The organism is Rhodococcus sp. PvR099, assembly GCF_017833315.1.
GTDB classification, from domain to species: Bacteria; Actinomycetota; Actinomycetes; order Mycobacteriales; family Mycobacteriaceae; genus Rhodococcus_G; species Rhodococcus_G oryzae.
The window spans coordinates 2,175,872-2,191,567 of record NZ_JAFIBV010000001.1 but is presented as its reverse complement, the minus strand read 5'-3'; the positions used below and the strand labels follow the sequence as shown (position 1 = coordinate 2,191,567).

The 15,696-nt window shown below is 72.8% G+C and carries 10 protein-coding genes; 5 read left to right on the top strand and 5 right to left on the bottom strand.

What is annotated here, in order from left to right; all coding sequences use genetic code 11:
- Positions 1-108 precede the first annotated feature (108 nt).
- From recC to recD, 3 genes are read left to right on the top strand one after another with little or no spacing between them, the layout of a single operon-like run.
- Entirely contained in the window at positions 109-3,372 is a 3,264-nt protein-coding gene (recC, locus tag JOE46_RS09860) for an exodeoxyribonuclease V subunit gamma (RefSeq protein WP_209927110.1), read from the top strand.
- Positions 3,330-6,650 (top strand): UvrD-helicase domain-containing protein, encoded by a 3,321-nt coding sequence (locus JOE46_RS09855; RefSeq protein WP_209927108.1) that lies wholly within the window; start codon positions 3,330-3,332, stop codon positions 6,648-6,650. Before recC ends, JOE46_RS09855 begins: the two co-directional genes overlap by 43 nt.
- Positions 6,647-8,497 (top strand): exodeoxyribonuclease V subunit alpha, encoded by a 1,851-nt coding sequence (recD, locus tag JOE46_RS09850; protein ID WP_209927107.1) that lies wholly within the window; start codon positions 6,647-6,649, stop codon positions 8,495-8,497. The genes JOE46_RS09855 and recD overlap by 4 nt, the downstream gene beginning before the upstream one ends.
- 15 nt (positions 8,498-8,512) lie before the next feature.
- On the opposite strand, the gene JOE46_RS09845 is transcribed toward recD, so the two are convergent.
- The 3 genes from JOE46_RS09845 to JOE46_RS27105 all read right to left on the bottom strand — a co-directional run bounded on the left by JOE46_RS09845 (position 8,513) and on the right by JOE46_RS27105 (position 12,380).
- Positions 8,513-9,850 (bottom strand): hypothetical protein, encoded by a 1,338-nt coding sequence (locus tag JOE46_RS09845; RefSeq protein ID WP_209927105.1) that lies wholly within the window; start codon positions 9,848-9,850, stop codon positions 8,513-8,515.
- A 347-nt stretch (positions 9,851-10,197) separates the two neighbouring features.
- On the bottom strand, positions 10,198-10,386 hold the full coding sequence (locus JOE46_RS09840) for a hypothetical protein (RefSeq protein WP_209927104.1): 189 nt from the start codon (positions 10,384-10,386) through the stop codon (positions 10,198-10,200).
- A 74-nt stretch (positions 10,387-10,460) separates the two neighbouring features.
- The gene (locus JOE46_RS27105; protein WP_209927102.1) at positions 10,461-12,380 is read right to left on the bottom strand and encodes an O-acetyl-ADP-ribose deacetylase; all 1,920 of its coding nucleotides are present in this window, start codon (positions 12,378-12,380) and stop codon (positions 10,461-10,463) included.
- 60 nt (positions 12,381-12,440) lie between these two features.
- Here JOE46_RS27105 and JOE46_RS09830 point away from each other — a divergent pair, with 60 nt between their 5' ends.
- Entirely contained in the window at positions 12,441-13,118 is a 678-nt protein-coding gene (locus tag JOE46_RS09830) for an NUDIX hydrolase (protein WP_209927101.1), read from the top strand.
- A gap of 45 nt (positions 13,119-13,163) precedes the next feature.
- Here JOE46_RS09830 and JOE46_RS09825 read toward each other — a convergent pair whose 3' ends face one another.
- Positions 13,164-13,934: a hypothetical protein gene (locus JOE46_RS09825; RefSeq protein ID WP_209927100.1), complete on the bottom strand. Its 771-nt coding sequence runs from the start codon at positions 13,932-13,934 to the stop codon at positions 13,164-13,166.
- A 92-nt stretch (positions 13,935-14,026) separates the two neighbouring features.
- Entirely contained in the window at positions 14,027-14,614 is a 588-nt protein-coding gene (locus tag JOE46_RS09820; RefSeq protein WP_209927099.1) for a hypothetical protein, read from the bottom strand.
- Between the two features lie 410 nt (positions 14,615-15,024).
- Here JOE46_RS09820 and JOE46_RS09815 point away from each other — a divergent pair, with 410 nt between their 5' ends.
- Positions 15,025-15,447: a very short patch repair endonuclease gene (locus tag JOE46_RS09815; protein WP_209927098.1), complete on the top strand. Its 423-nt coding sequence runs from the start codon at positions 15,025-15,027 to the stop codon at positions 15,445-15,447.
- Positions 15,448-15,696 lie beyond the last annotated feature (249 nt).

The window sequence follows — 15,696 nt, the reverse complement described above, 5'->3', positions numbered from 1 at the left end:
CCATAGTGCCACCGGTTCGGGGCGGTCTACCAGCGGTCCACCGGGAAGTCGGTGCGCTGTGATAAGCCTGAGCCGACCATCGGGGAGTTTCGAACGTAGGGGGAGTACGTGCTGACGCTGCACCGCGCCGAACGCTCCGACACCCTGGCGGCCGCGCTGGCCGACGTGCTGAGGAGCCCGCTGGCCGACCCGTTCGCCCCCGAGGTGATCGCGGTCCCCGCCAAGGGCGTCGAGCGCTGGCTGACGCAGCGGTTGTCGGCCACCCTCGGCGCGGTAGACGGCGACGGGGTCGCGGCGAACATCGAGTTCCCGTCGCCGACCCGGCTGGTGGACGAGGCCCTGGCCGCGGCGACCGGGATGACCGCGGACGAGGACCCGTGGAACCCGGCGCGACTGCTCTGGACACTGCTCGGCGTCATCGACGACGTGCTCGACGAGCCGTGGGCGTCGGTGCTGGCGCGCCACCTCGGCAACGGCACCGACGACCACCGGCGCGGCCGCCGCTTCGGCACCGCCGCGCACCTGACCGAGCTGTTCCGCAGCTACGGCGCGCAGCGGCCGGCAATGCTGGTCGACTGGGCTGTTGGACGCGACACCGACGGCGCCGGCGGCCCGCTCGACGACGACCTGCACTGGCAGGCGGAGCTGTGGCGGCGGCTGCGCGGGCGGGTGGGTACCGAAAGTCCCGCCGAGCGGCTGGTCGACGCCTGCGCCCGGCTGCGCGACGAGCCGGGCCTGCTCGACCTGCCGGACCGGCTCTCGGTGTTCGGGCCCACCCGGCTCACCGCCGCCCAGATCGACGTGCTGTCCGCGATCGCCACGAATCGCGATGTGCACCTGTGGGTTCCGCACCCCAGCCCCGGCATGTGGGCGGCGTTGGCCGACCGCGCACCGGCGGCGACCCGCGCCGAGGACGACGGCGCGCTCGCCGTCACGCACCCGCTGCTCGCCGGCCTGGCCCGCGACGTCCGCGAGCTGCAGGCCCGGCTGAGCCGCCCCGGCATCGAGCACGCGCACCACCCCGCAGCCCCGACCCCGGACACCCTGCTCGGCCGGCTGCAGGCCGACATCGCCGCCGACCGCGCGCCCGCCGCCGGAGCGAACGCCGACGGCAGCGTGCAGGTGCACTCCTGCCACGGCCCGGCCCGGCAGGTGGAGGTGCTGCGCGAATCCCTGCTGCACCTCTTCTCCGGCGATCCGACGCTGGAGCCGCGCGACGTGCTGGTCATGTGCCCGGACGTGGAGACCTATGCGCCGCTGGTGCGGGCCGCCTTCGGACAGGAATCGGTGGGGCACCCCGGGCACCGGCTGCGGGTGCGCCTCGCCGATCGCGCACTGCACCAGACCAATCCGGTGCTCGCCGTCGTCGCCACGCTCCTCGGGCTGGCCGACGGTCGCGTCACCGCCAGCCAGGTGCTCGACCTCGCCGCCGCCGAACCCGTCCGCCGCCGCTTCCGGTTCACCGACGACGACCTCGAGCGGCTGCGCGAGTGGACCACCGCCGCCGGGGCGCGGTGGGGGATCGGGCCGTTGCAGCGCACCGACTTCGGGCTCGGCGACTTCCCGCAGAACACCGTTCGGTCGGCGCTGGACCGCATCCTGCTCGGCGCCGCCGCCGACGGGGCCGACGGCCAGTGGCTCTCGCTGTCGCTGCCGCTCGACGACGTCGACAGCAACGACATCGACCTCACCGGCCGGCTCGCCGAGTTCGTCGACCGGCTCGACGTGTCCCTGCGCGGGTTGCGCGGACCGCAGCCGACCGACCGGTGGTCGGCGGGCCTGGCCCGCGCGCTTGACCTGCTCGTCGACGTGCGCGAACGCGACGCCTGGCAGCTGGGGCAGGCGCAGCGCGAGCTCGCCGCCGCCGTCGAGCACGGCGACGACCGCGAGCTGCGGCTGGCCGACGTGCGCGCGATGCTCCGCGCCCGGCTGGCCGGGCGGCCGACCCGCGCCAACTTCCGCACCGGCGAGCTGACCGTGTGCACGATGGTGCCGATGCGCTCGGTGCCGCACCGCGTGGTGGTGCTGCTCGGGCTCGACGACGAGGTCTTCCCGCGCGGCGCGGGCGTCGACGGCGACGACGTCCTCGCGCGCAGACCGCTACCGGGGGAACGGGATCCGCGCAGCGAGGACCGTCAGCTGCTGCTCGACGCGGTGATGTCCGCGAGCGAGAGGCTGGTGCTGTTCTACACCGGCGCCGACCCGGTCAGCGGCTCCCGGCGACCGCCCGCGATCCCGCTCAGCGAACTGTGCGACGTCCTCGACACCATGGTGGGCCGCACGGAGGCGGCGCTGACGCGGCATCCGTTGCAGCCCTTCGACGCCCGCAACTTCCGGCCCGGGGACCCGTTCAGCTTCGACGCCGCCGCGCTGGCCGGGGCGCGGGCCGCGCAGCGCCCGCCCGAACCGGAGGCCGCGTTCCTCGCGGAGCCGCTGCCGCCGACCACCCCGGGCGATGTCGACCTCGCCGAGCTGGTCGCGTTCCTCGTCCACCCCACCCAGGCGTTCCTGCGGCAGCGGCTCGGGCTGCGGGTCCCGGAGCTGGATGAGGACATCGCCGACGCGCTGGACCTGGAGCTGGACCCGCTGGCGAAGTGGGACATCGGCGAACGGATGCTCGCGACGCTGCTCGCCGACGGCCGGGACTTCGCGGAGGGCGTCGCGGACTTCCGGGCCGCCGAGTGGCGCCGCGGCACGCTGCCGCCGTTCGGCCTGGGCGAGGGGGCCCTCGGCGAGATCGAGGCGACGGTGCGCTCCCTGGCCGCCGCCGGACGTCAGCCCGGCGGCGCCGAGACGATCGACGTGGACGTCGATCTCGGGTCGGGTCGGCGGCTCACCGGCACCGTCGGCGGCGTGTACGGGACGGTGATCGCGCGGACCACGTTCTCGCGGCTGGCGGCCAAGCACCGGCTGACGGCGTGGGCGCAGCTGCTGGCGGTCGCCGCGTCGGCGGGGCCGCGCGAGACCGCCTGGCGGGCGGTGACCACCGGCCGCGGCCAGTACCGCCGACCCACCTGGCAGTCCACCCTCACCGCGCCGGAGGACGCGCTGGCCCAGCTGGTGCGCCTCGTCGGGCTGCGCGACCGCGGGCTGCAGGCCCCGCCGCCGATGGCGACCGGCGCGTCGGCGGCCTACGCGGAACGCCGCTCCGGCGGCGCATCCGTGGAGATGGCGATGGAGGCCGCGGGCAAGGAGTGGGGCGGCACCTTCGGCGACGCCGCCGACCGGCACCTCGGCTATGTGTACGGGGCTGCGCCCGCGCTCTCCGTGCTCACCGAAGCGCCGGATCCGGTGGAGGGCAGCGTCTTCGGCGCGGTGGCCCGCGAGCTGTGGGACCCGCTGCTGGCGGCCGAGACATTGGGAGAACCGTGAACGGGCGCACCGCCTTCGACCTGCTCGGCCCGCTGCCGAAGGGCACCACGGTGCTCGAGGCGAGCGCGGGCACCGGCAAGACCTACGCCATCGTCGGCCTGGCCGCGCGCTTCGTCGCCGAGGCCGGGGTGGACCCGGCGAGCCTGCTGCTGGTCACGTTCAGCCGCGCCGCGACGAAGGAGTTGCGCGAGCGCACCCGGGAGCGGTTCGCCTCTGCCGCGGCCGGGCTCGCGGACCCATCGGCCAGCCGGGACCCGCTCGTCGCGCACCTCGCCGACGCCGACCCCGACACCGTGGCGCTGCGCAGGCGCCGCCTGTTGCAGGCCCTGTCCGACTTCGACGCCGCCACCATCGCCACCACCCACAGCTTCTGCCAGCGCATGCTCGACGGCCTCGGCATCGCCGGGGAACGCGACCCCGACGCGGTGCTGGTCGAGGAGGCCACCGACCTCAACGCCGAGGTGATCGGCGACCTGTACCTGAGCACCTTCGGCCGCGGCGGGTCGCCCTCGCTCACCCCGGGTGAGGCGCGAAAGGCGGCGCGGGCGGCGATCTTCGACCCGCAGGCCGCGCTGGCGCCCGACGATGCGGACGGGACCCCGGCGGCGGACGCGGCCGCGTTCGCCGCCACGGTGCGGGCCGAGGCGCACCGCCGTAAGCGCGCCGTCGGGGTCCGCGACTTCGACGACCTGCCCGCCCTGCTGCACGGCGTGCTCACCGACCCCGTGCACGGCCCGGCCGCCTGCCGCCGGGTCCGCGACCGCTACTCGGTGGTGCTCGTCGACGAGTTCCAGGACACCGACCCGCTGCAGTGGGGGATCCTGCGCAGCGCCTTCCACGGGCAGTCGACGCTGATCCTCGTCGGCGACCCGAAGCAGGCCATCTACGCGTTCCGCGGCGCGGAGGTGCTGGCCTACCTGGACGCGGTCGGCGCCGCCGACAGCCACCAGGAGCTCACCACCAACTGGCGCAGCGACGCCCCGCTGCTGGACGCGCTCGCGCACCTGCACGGCGGTGCGGCGCTCGGGCACCCGCAGATCGTGGTGCACCCCGTCGACGCCGCCAAGCAGGGGTCGCGGATCGGCGGGGCGGTGCCGCTGCGGCTGCGGCACCTGCCGCGCGCGGGCGCGGGACCGTTGGGCAAGACCGGCTTTCCCGCCGTCGGGCCGCTGCGCGGGCGGGTCGCGGCGGACCTGGCCGCGGACATCGTGGGGCTGCTCGGCGGCGACCAGACGGTGGACCGGGGCCCCGGCCCGCGGCCCGTCGAGCCCGGTGACATCGCGGTGCTGGTGCGCACCAACGCGCAGGTGGCGCTGGTGCACGACGCGCTGGATCGGGCCGGGGTGCCCGCGGTCACCGTCGGCGGGCTGAGCGTGTTCCTCACCCCCGCCGCCCGCGACTGGCTGTGGCTGCTGCAGGCGATCGAGCAGCCGCACCGCTCGGACCGGGTGCGGCTGGCGGCGCTCACCCCGCTGCTCGGGCGCACCGCCGCCGAGCTCGACGGCGCGGGCGACGACGCGGTCGCGCAGATCGGCGGGCGGCTGCGGGACCTGTCGGCGGTGTTCGCGCAGTCCGGGTTCGCGGCGCTGTTCGAGCGGCTCGCCGCGTGGAGTGGGCTCGAGGCCCGGATGCTGTCGCGTGCCGCGGGGGAGCGGCGCCTGACCGACCTGCGGCACGTCGCGCAGCTGCTCAACGAGGCCGCCGTCGCCGAATCCCTCGGGCTCACCGCGCTCACCCGCTGGCTCACCGACCGGATGCGCGACCCCGCGATCGGCGGCATCGACCGCAGCCGCCGCCTCGACAGCGACGCCGCGGCCGTGCAGATCGCCACCGTGCACGCCACCAAGGGCCTCGAGTACCCGATCGTGTACCTGCCGTACGCGTGGGACGCGGCGAAGAACCCGAAGCCGGACAAGCTGCTGCTGCACGACGCCGACGGCCGCCGCATCCTCGACGTCGGCGGGCCCGAGGGGCCCGGCTACAACGAGCGTAAGAAGCGGCACGACGAGGAGGAGGCCGGGGAGGAGCTGCGGCTGCTGTACGTCGCGCTGACCCGGGCCATGTGCCAGCTGGTGCTGTGGTGGGCGCCCGCCTACTCGACGAAGGCGGCGCCGCTGCACCGGATGCTGCTGGCCCGGCGGCCGGGTGAGCTGGCGGTGCCGGCCCAGGAGCGGGTGCCCGCGGATCCGGATGTCGCGCAGCGGCTCTCGGCGTGGGCTGGCGACTCCGAGCTGGTGCGGGTGGAGGCCGTCGGCGCCGACCCGATCGCGGTGCCGGAGTGGACGCCACCGCAGGAGGAGGTGGGGGAGCTGGCCGCGGCGCGGTTCGACCGCGACCTCGACGCCGCCTGGCGGCGCACCTCCTACTCGGCGCTGACCGCGCACGCGCACGACGCCCCGCCGAGCGTCGGCAGCGAGGCGGAGGAACCCGAGCTCGACGACGAGCCGGACGAGCCGCCGCTGGTCTCGCCCACCGAGGCCGTGGGCCTGCCGTCGCCGATGAACGGGCTGCCCGCCGGGGCCGCGTTCGGCACCCTGGTGCACGCGGTGCTGGAGGAGGTCGACACCGCCGCCGCGGACCTGGAGGCCGAGCTGGTGCGGTGCTGCCGCGAGACGGTGGCCGCCGGGTACTCGGGGGTGGACCCGGACGCGCTGGCCGCGGCACTGGTGCCGGTGCTGCACACCCCGCTGGGTGGCGGGCACACGCTGGCGTCCATTCCGCCGTCGGACCGGTTGCCGGAGCTGGACTTCGAGCTGCCGCTCGCCGGCGGCGAGGACGCCGACGCGGAGGTGACCCTAGCCGGGGTCGCGCCCCTGCTGCGCCGGCACCTGCCCGCCGACGACCCGCTGGCCGGTTACGCGGCGCTGTTCGAGACCCTCGGCGCGGCCCCGCTGCGCGGCTACCTCACCGGCAGCATCGACGCGGTGCTGCGGCTGCCCGGGCCGCGGTTCGTGGTGGTGGACTACAAGACGAACCGGCTCGCGCCGGGCGACCTCACCACCGCCGACTTCACCACCAAGACGATGGCCGCGGAGATGATGCGCGCCCATTACCCGCTGCAGGCGCTGCTGTATGCGGTTGCGCTGCACCGCTACCTGCGCTGGCGGCTGCCCGGCTACGACCCGGCCACCCACCTCGGCGGGGTGCAGTACCTGTTCGTGCGCGGCATGGCCGGCCCGGACAGCCCGGCGGGCGCGGGCGTCTTCGACTGGTACCCGCCCGCCGCGCTGGTGACCGAGCTGTCGGACCTGCTGGCCGGAATCGAGGGGGCGCCGTGACCGAGGTGCAGGTGGCGCAGCGCGGCAAGGGCGCGCTGCGGGTGTTCAACGAGGCCGGGGTGCTCGCCGCCGCGGACGTGCACGTCGCGCTGCGTCTCGGCGCGCTCGGCGGGGAGGACGCCGAGGAGGCGCTGCTCGCGACGGCGCTGGCGGTGCGCGCCGTGCGCTCCGGCTCGGTGTGCCTGGACCTGGGCCGGATCCGGGAGGTCACCGTCGACGTGCCCGCGGACGGGGAGGCCGTGGACCTGGAGGCGCTGCCCTGGCCCGACGACGCGGACGTGCTGGCGGCGCTGCGGCGCAGCCCGCTGGTGATCGGCGGCGACAAGGGGCCGCTGCGCCCGCTGCGCCTCGTCGACACCGAGGACGGCGGGCTGCTGTACCTGGAGAAGTACTTTCGGCAGGAGCAGACCATCCGGCGGGTGCTCGACGAGCGCGCCCTCGGCCATCCCGCGGTGGACGAGGACCGGCTGCGGGCGGGGCTGACGGAGCTGTTCGGCGGCTCGGCCGCGCCGGATCGGCAGCGCATCGCCGCGGCGGTGGCCGCCACGCACCGGACGGCGGTGATCGTCGGCGGGCCCGGCACCGGCAAGACGCACACGGTGGCAAGGGTGCTGGCGCTGCTGGTCGCCGAGCACGGCGCCGGGCTGCGGATCGGGCTGGCCGCGCCGACCGGCAAGGCCGCCGCCCGGCTGCAGGAGGCGGTGCGCGAACAGGCCGAGGAGGTGAGGCTGCCCGCCGGGCTGGCGGCGATGACGCTGCACCGGATGCTCGGCTGGCAGCGGGTGGGCGCGAGCCGGTACCGCTACAACGCCGGCAACCACCTGCCCTACGACGTGGTGGTGGTCGACGAGACGTCGATGGTCTCGCTGACCATGATGTGCCGGCTGCTCGAGGCGCTGCGCCCGGACACCCGGCTGGTGCTGGTGGGGGACCCGGACCAGCTGACGTCGGTGGACGCGGGCGCGGTGCTGGCGGACCTGGTGGCGCGGCCGGTGACAGGGACGGAGAACCCGCTGCTGGCGAGGGTGGTCGGCGCGGACCTGGACGCGGCCGACGACCCGGACGAGGCCGCGCTCAGCGCGGGGGAGCGGGACCGGTTGCGCGGCGGTGTGGTTCGGCTCAGCCGCGGGCGCCGCTTCGGCGGCGAGATCGCCCGGCTGGCGGTCGCGGTGCGGGACGGCGACGAGGACGCGGTGATGGCGATCCTGCGGTCCGGGGCGGACGCGGTGTCCTTCGTGGCGCCGGACGATCTGGCCGCGCTGCGGGCCGACGTGGTGTCCAGTGCCGCAGCGGTGACCGAGGCGGCCGTGGCCGGTGACGTCGCGGCGGCGCTGCGGGCGTCGGAGGCGCACCGCCTGCTGTGCGCGCACCGCGAGGGCCCGTTCGGCGTGGAGTGGTGGGCGCGGTCGTCGATGGAGTGGATCGGCGCGGCGACCGGGACCCGGCTCGACCCGGACCGCTGGTACGCCGGGCAGCCGCTGCTGGTGACCGCGAATGATCACGAGGTGCGGATCTACAACGGCGACACCGGCGTGGTGGTGGACCGCGGGGACGGCGAGCTGGTGGCCGCATTCGCTCGGGGCGAGGAGCCGCTGCTGCTGCACCCGAGCCGGCTGTCCGCGGTGCAGACCGTGTACGCGATGACGATCCACCGCAGCCAGGGCAGCCAGTACGACACGGTGTCGGTGGTGCTGCCGGGCGAGGAGTCGTCGCTGCTGACGCGGGAGCTGTTGTACACGGCCATCACCCGCGCGCGCGGGCACGTGCGGATCGTCGGGGACGAGGCGTCGGTGCGGGCCGGGGTGCGGCGGCGGGTGCTGCGGGCGAGCGGGTTGCGGCGGGGGTAGTTCCGGGGGGCCAGCTCAGCGGGGGTCGTCGAACAGGGTGAGCTCGGCCGGGTCCTCGAACAGCTCCATCTGCCGCGGCGGTTCCACGGGTGGCGCGGGGGCCAGCCCGGGCCGGGAGAAGCTGACGACCCGCAGCGCGCCGCTGAGCGCGGCGAGGGTGTCGGACCAGGCCGCGGCCTCGCCCTCACACAGCGCGATCTCGTCCGGATCCGCCTCGGCGCGAGCCTTTTCCAGCGAGCCCCGCCACTCCGCCGCGCGTTCCGCGCTGATCCGCATGTACTCGAGGATGGTGGTGCGGTCGCGTTCGCAGACGTCGGCGGCGGTCTCGGCGTCGAGGTCCCCCTCGCCGAAGAGCACCAGCTGCATCACCGCCATCAGCGACGGCGGCACGTCCGGTACGCACTCGTGGTCCCCGGCGGGCGAGGGGGTGGTGCGATAGCCGACGGCGTCGAAGCGTGCGGCGAACGATCGGTCCACGGTCGCGAGGAACGCGGTGAGCCGGTCCAGCAGGTCGGTCAGATGTCGTGGCACGAAAGGAAACCCGGGCACCTCGATCACCGCGTTGAGGCGATCCTCGCGGAGGACGAACCGCAGGTGCGACCAGCGCGCGGTGAGGTCGGCGACCGTCTCGGCGGCCCGGGTCCGGCCACCGATCCGGTAGAGCAGTGGCACCCACAGCCGGACGACGGGTTCGGTGGCGTGCGGGATCACGAACACCGCGTGCCCCTCGATGGTCAGGACGAAGTCGCCGTCGCTGTCGACCTGCGGCTGGTCGCCGAGCAGATCGGTGAGGGCGGCCTCGACGAGATCACGCAGGTGGTCCGGGTCGCGCGGGGCGACGGCCAGCATCGGGTCGACGTCCGAGGCGAGCCAGTCCCGCACGGTGGGTCCGGTGAGATTGCCGGCACGGCTGCCGACGGCCTCGGCCCGCAGGAAGCTCGGGTGCGGCACGCTCCATACGTCGCGAAAGGCCGCGACGGCCATCGAGGCGAGCTGGTCGGACCAGCGGACGGTGCGGTCCAGGAAGTGGGCGGGCGAGCCGTCGCCTGGGTCGGCGTCGGGCGCGCAGGTGGGGTGCTGCCAGCCCAGCTCGATCAGCAGCGCCTCGTCGGCGGGGGACAGGGCGAAGCGGGGGTCGAGGAACGCGTTGGAGGGAACCTCGCAGCGCACCAGGTCCTCGGCCCAGGCCAGGAACTGCACGCACGGGAGGTAGCCGCCGACGCCCGGTTCCTCCGCGAGCTCGACCACGAGGATGTCCTCGCCGCGCATCGTGCCGATGTGGTCGGCGAGGGTGCCGCGAAACTCACGCCACGCCAGTTCGACGGCCTGGTCGAACTTTTCGAGGTCCGGCAACGGTGTGGTCCCATCTGCAGCGCGCTCCGGCCGCACTCCCGACCGTCGGCATGCAGGGTAACGCGGGGGACCGACTTTCTGGCCGAGGACGCGGCGGAGCGCCGCAGCCCCGACATCACTTGCACTGAGGATCCGTGAGGTATCCCTGTTCGCACCCGTGCCGTGTCTGAACGTCGCCTTCGCGATCCGCGCAACGGGTCCAGACGACGGCTGCGTGGTTCTCGTCTCCTCCGTCGGCGCTCAGCGCCTCGCGGTCACAAGGCGTCCGTGATGCGATCGAAGTCATCCGTCGGCATGACCGCGAGAGAAACGAGGCGACGGTCGGGCATTCGTTCGGCGAGGATCGCCTAGGCAGCGGCGATTGCCTCCGCGAGGTCCGCGGCGTCGTCGAGCGTCATGGTCAGCTGGGTACGTGCGAGCGGTGAACTACTGATGACGCCGTGAAACGGGACCATCTGATCCATCAGGGTGTCGATGGCGTCGTCGTCGAGGTCGTCGATGAGTGCATCGATCTCTGCGATCACGTTGTATTCCATTGAAGCCTCCAGTTGTCGTGGCGGGCCGACGTCGTGCCTGCACGATCGAGCATCGCGGTTCCGAGCAGTGTGGGTTACGTCAGCGCGCGACGCATGAGCGCCGCGGTTTCGTCGTTGTAGGCCACCAGCGTGACGACCTCGACCCCGGTGTTCGCGGCCGAGATCGCCGCTACCGCCTGCTTGATCGCGTCCTCCTTCGGCCACCCGTACGAGCCGCCGGAGATCAGGGGGAACGCGACGGTCCGGGCGCCGACCGAGTCCGCGGCGGCCAGGCTCCGGGTGTAGGCCGCGCGCAGCAGCGCCGACCGGTCCTCGTGGCGGGAGTACCGCGGACCGACGGTGTGGATCACCGTCGGCGCGGGCAGTCGTCCTCCGGTGGTGGCGACGGCGGCGCCGACGGTCAGACCGTCGGGCAGGCTGGTCGCGCGGAGCACCTCGCAGGCGGCGAGGATCTCCGGCCCACCTGCCCGGTGGATGGCGCCGTCGACTCCGCCGCCGCCGAGCAGCGACGGCCTGGCGGCATTGACGACGGCGTCGACGCTCAGGCGGGTGATGTCGCCCTCGACAACCTCGATCTTGGTCGTGATTGCTCCGTCGGGCTTGGCGACGGGTGCGGTGGCGGCCGCCCAGAGGTCGCGCTTGGGGTGTGCCCAGGGCATGGCCTCGAGCACGTCATCGGGGTTCCGCCCCAACAACATCGAATACCTGGCCGCGACGGACGGCGTGCGACTGTGTGCCTGCACGCAATGCAGCAGCACGCGCTTGCCCTCGGCGCGCAGGGCCTGCACGGTGCGGGCGGCATCGTCGATGACGAAGTCGAGGTTCGGGTTCTCCTCCCGGCCCTCGTCGATCAGCCAGAACGCGACGTGCTCGCCGCGAACCTGTTCGGTTCCCATACGGCACAGGCTCACCACGGCGTCGAACCCGCTCCCGGTGACGGCGTCGCTGCCGCCGAGCAGCACGCCGCCGTCGTGGGGGTGGGTGGTCAGGCGTCCGGTGCCGGAAAACTTGCTGTAGTCGAGCACCGGCGTGGACGGCCAACCGTGCTTGTCGTCGCGTCCGCCCTTCGCGGTCTTGACGGCCAGTCGCACCAGGTCCCGGGCGGTGTATCCGGGCCAGCCGTGCAGGATCCGGCGCCAGCGGGCAGGCACCGCGGAAGCTCCCCAGCGGGCGCCGAGGAGCCCGCCTGCGATGGCCGCGGTGGTGTCGGTGTCCCCGCCCGCGCGCACCGCCGCCTCGAGGGCGTCCTGCAGGTGCCGGGCGTCGGAATCGTCGGTGTTCGTGATCGCCCACCACGCGGTCTGCAGGGCGTGCACCACCCAGCCGTTCTTCGGGAAGTCGGCGGGGGACCCGTGTTCGGCCTGATCCAGCAGCGGGCCCCAGAACGCGGTGACGTCGGCGGGTGCGGTGGTCAGGTAGCCCCGCACGCCGTCGAAGGTGCCGTGCAGGACGGCGTGCCGGATCGCGTGGCTCCACAGCTGGCAGGCCTGCGCGGCGCGCGGGTCGTCGTGGGTGAGCGACGAGATCTGGGCGGCGGCGTCTCGGCAGCCGGCCTCGTCGTCGAGGTAGGCCAGCGCGACCGGTGCGGTGCGCATGAGCGAGCCGTTGCCGGCCTTGAGCCCGGTCAGGGCCTGCGCCCGTGCCTGCATGGCCGCGGCGCCGACGGGGCGGCGATCGAGAACCGCACGGGTCTGGTTGCCGACGTCGGCGGGGTCGGTGTCGTACCACCGGACGAACTGCGCGGCAACGGCATCCAGGCCGACTCCGCGGCCGATGTCCGCCCCGGTGGCGGCGACCTCCGCGATCGCGAGCGCCATCGCGGTGTCGTCGGTCCACTCGCCCGGAGCCCAATTGAACGTGCCGCCGCCGATCATGTCGATCGTTGCGTCCGCGGCCGGATGAGTGAATTCGTACCCCGCCCCGAGCGCGTCGCCAGCGGCTGTGGCGAGCAGTACGCCTGCCGCCCGATCGCACTGCTGTGTGGTCAACCCCATGTCAGCCCCTTTGATTGATATTGCTCGAACCATAGAGCACATGTGAGTTAAGATGCAACAGTGAGCAGAAACAGAGACTCGAGCGATAGGACATTGGAGGACTATCCGCGTCCCTCCGTCGCGGTCGATGTCGTCGTGCTGACCTATTCGGAGGGCGCGCTCCGGGTGGTGGTGGTCGAGCACAAACGCGGCATGCTGGCCCTGCCCGGCGCATTCCTGCATGAACGCGAACTGCTGACCGCGGCCGCCGAGCGAGCGCTGCTCAAGGCCGACATGACCGGCACACAGTTCCATCAGCTGGCTCTGTTCGATCACCCCGATCGAGACGAGCGAGGCTGGGTGCTCTCGATGGCGCACACCGCGGTGGTGCCGGCGGACGCGCTTCCCGAGACTGCCATCCTGGTGCCGGTGCACGACGGAGCGGTGGAGCAGGAACTCGGGTTCGACCATGCCGACATGGTGCGGCTGGCGGTCGACGACCTTCGCGCGCGGTACGCGGCGCGGGTCGACCCGGCGGGATTGCTGGGGGAGTCGTTCACGATGCTCGAGCTACGTCAGCTCTACGAGGTGGTGTTCGCGCGGGAACTGCAGAAGGATTCGTTCCGGCGCCACGTGGTCGGGTCCCTCGAGAAGACCGGGGAGTGGTCGAAACTCGGCAATGGTCGGCCCGCCGAACTGTTCCGCAGGAACGGCGACGCCGGGTTGCCGGCGCAGGCCGCGGTGCTGTTCACGAGATGATCGCATCCAGCGGCGGGCCGGGCTCGGCGCCGAGACCCGCTGGCGTCAGAACAGCGTCGGCTCGACCAGCGCACCCTGCCGGGCCTCGCGCAACCGGGCGCTCCACCGCTGCACCAGCCACATCTCGATCAGCTCGGGATGCGTGTTCGCCTGTGCCGCCCACGCATTCAGCAATGCCACGTACCGGTCATAGCGGCGCAGGGTGAAGCCGCTGACGGAGGGATCCTCGAGCCAACCCTCGTGAATCAGGGTGGAGACACCGAACTGTTCGATCAGCTGGGGTCGGGCACCGTAGATCCTCGCTTCGACAGCCCACAGGTATACAGCCAGCAGGGACACCCCGACGCCCGGCGTCTCGGGCCATCCCGACCACGACGCGCTCGCCGCGTGCGGCAACGCGCGCTCGCGTGCGCAGTGGTCCAGGACGGACCTGATCCGGGCGAGCTGGTCCTCGCCGACGCGGGCGTGCGGGTTGACCACGTCGGGGAAGCGGCGCTTGAAGCGGCGGTGCGGGTGGGCACCCTGCCACGCAGCGCACAGGAACAGCAGCCCCAGACCGGCGTGGTCTGTCTCCGCCAGCTCGCTGCCGAGCCGAAGATCGTTGCGCTGCACCGTCGCGATGCCCTCCGGGACGATGCGTCCGTCGAGATCGCGCCCCCGCAGCCGGATCTCGTGTCCGGCACGAGCGAGGTGTTCGTTCCACCAGTCCAGGTCGACCGGTGCGCCGTCATCGAGGACGTGCAGCGGATAGGACCGCGTCCGACACCACTGCAGGCATGCGTCCGGCGGCTCGAACCCCTCGTCACCAAAGTGCATGGGCACAGGTTGTCATCGACCACCGACAGGTCCGAGCAGGAGCGGACAGCCGGGCGCCCGCCGTGGGCGGCCCGGCCGTAGTCGCTCCGCGGTTACTTGGTGGCGGTGGTGATGCCGAGGTCGCCCTCGACGTGCTCGCCTGCTTCGCCGCAGGCGCAATCGCCGCCGCAGCCCCCGCCATCGCAGTCACCGGCGTAGCTGTCGTCGTCGGCGTCGCAGTCGAGGGTGCCGCCGAACTGGGCGGCGAAGTCGTCATCGAGGTCGTGGGTGAGGTCGTGGATCTCGTCGATCAGGTTGAGCAGGTGCTGCGGCGCGAACGGGTCCGCGTCGACGAGCGTCGAGACCAGCAGGTGCTCCTCGCTGAGCGCGAAGCGCAGCCGCGGCCACTCCTCCGACAGCGCGACCAGCTGCGTGGTGGCCTGCGCGCGGTCGGCGATGCCGGTGACGATCGACGACCACACGTGCAGCTGCGGGCCGTCGTCGGCGACCGTCACGTACACCGCGAAGCCGTGCACGGGGATCGCGATGTCGCCGTCCTCGTCGGTGTCCGGCTCGGAACCCAGCAGCTCGGCCAGGGTGCGCACGCAGAGGGTGTGCAGCTGGTCGTGCTGCTCGGTGACCACGGCGAGTGCGCCGTCGATCCGCAGCGGCTGGTCGTCGGTGGTGTCGTGGTCGCTCATGGTTCCTCTGTCCTGCGCCGGACCGGGGTACGGCTGGCCGCTGCTGTGGTGGGCTGGGTGTGCGGGTCCACGGTATCGCGGGGTGGTGTCGGTGGGTCGTCGGGTGGGTGACGGGACAGTATTACCGAACGATCGGGGCCACGAGGTCCCGGTGAGATTCAGGGGAGCCGCGTCCTGATCTCCGCCACGTGTCCGCGAATTCACAGGTTGCCGCCTTCGCTATGGGATACGACGGTGACGCGGGGTTAACGGGATCGCTGGTGCCGCGTACGCGATTGACAGAATCGATCGAGGTGGGCCCGTGAACGTAGCCCTGCGAACAAGGTGACCGCTGGCGCCTGAATTATTGGAAGGGCAATCTGGCCATCACCTGATCAGGCGTACATTCTCGACATGGGGTGCGTTCGCCGATGACGGCCAAGCGTCCAGGTGCTTCGTCGCCGTCCGTCCGTTCTCGGATGCAGGCGCAACGCCGACGCGACACCGATGCCGAACTTCAGGTCAGGAAGCGGCTCCATGCTGCTGGCGTTCGATACCGCGTCGATGTCCGTCTAGAGAAGGATCTCCGCATACGTGGAGACATTGTGTGGCGTGGGCTTCGAATTGTTGTGTTCATCGACGGCTGCTACTGGCACGGCTGCCCAGACCATGCGACCAGGCCGAAGACAAACGCCGACTGGTGGGCACAAAAGCTGGACGGCAACATTGCCAGGGATAGACGCGCCGACCGAGACCTATCGGCGCGAGGATGGACGGTCCTTCGTTTCTGGGAGCACGAGGACCCTACTGAGGTGGTCGCTGCGATCAAGGAGGAGCTTGACCGACAGAGGTGAGTCCAATGGACGAATCATGTGACTCCGCGAACGTATTGCGGTGGTTGTGGTGGGGGCGGGGAACGAGGGCGTCCTTTGGTGGCAAATAGCGGCACGCCCGGTGGTGCCAAACTTTGCGGCTCTCGAGTGGGATCACAGCGACGCGAGGGCTATCGGCGGCCGACTGACAGCCGGGGCTCGTCCTCCCGGGGGACCTCCCTGCTGGTCGTGGCCTGCTTGGCGGAGTCGTGTCGTTGATGTCGTGCCGTC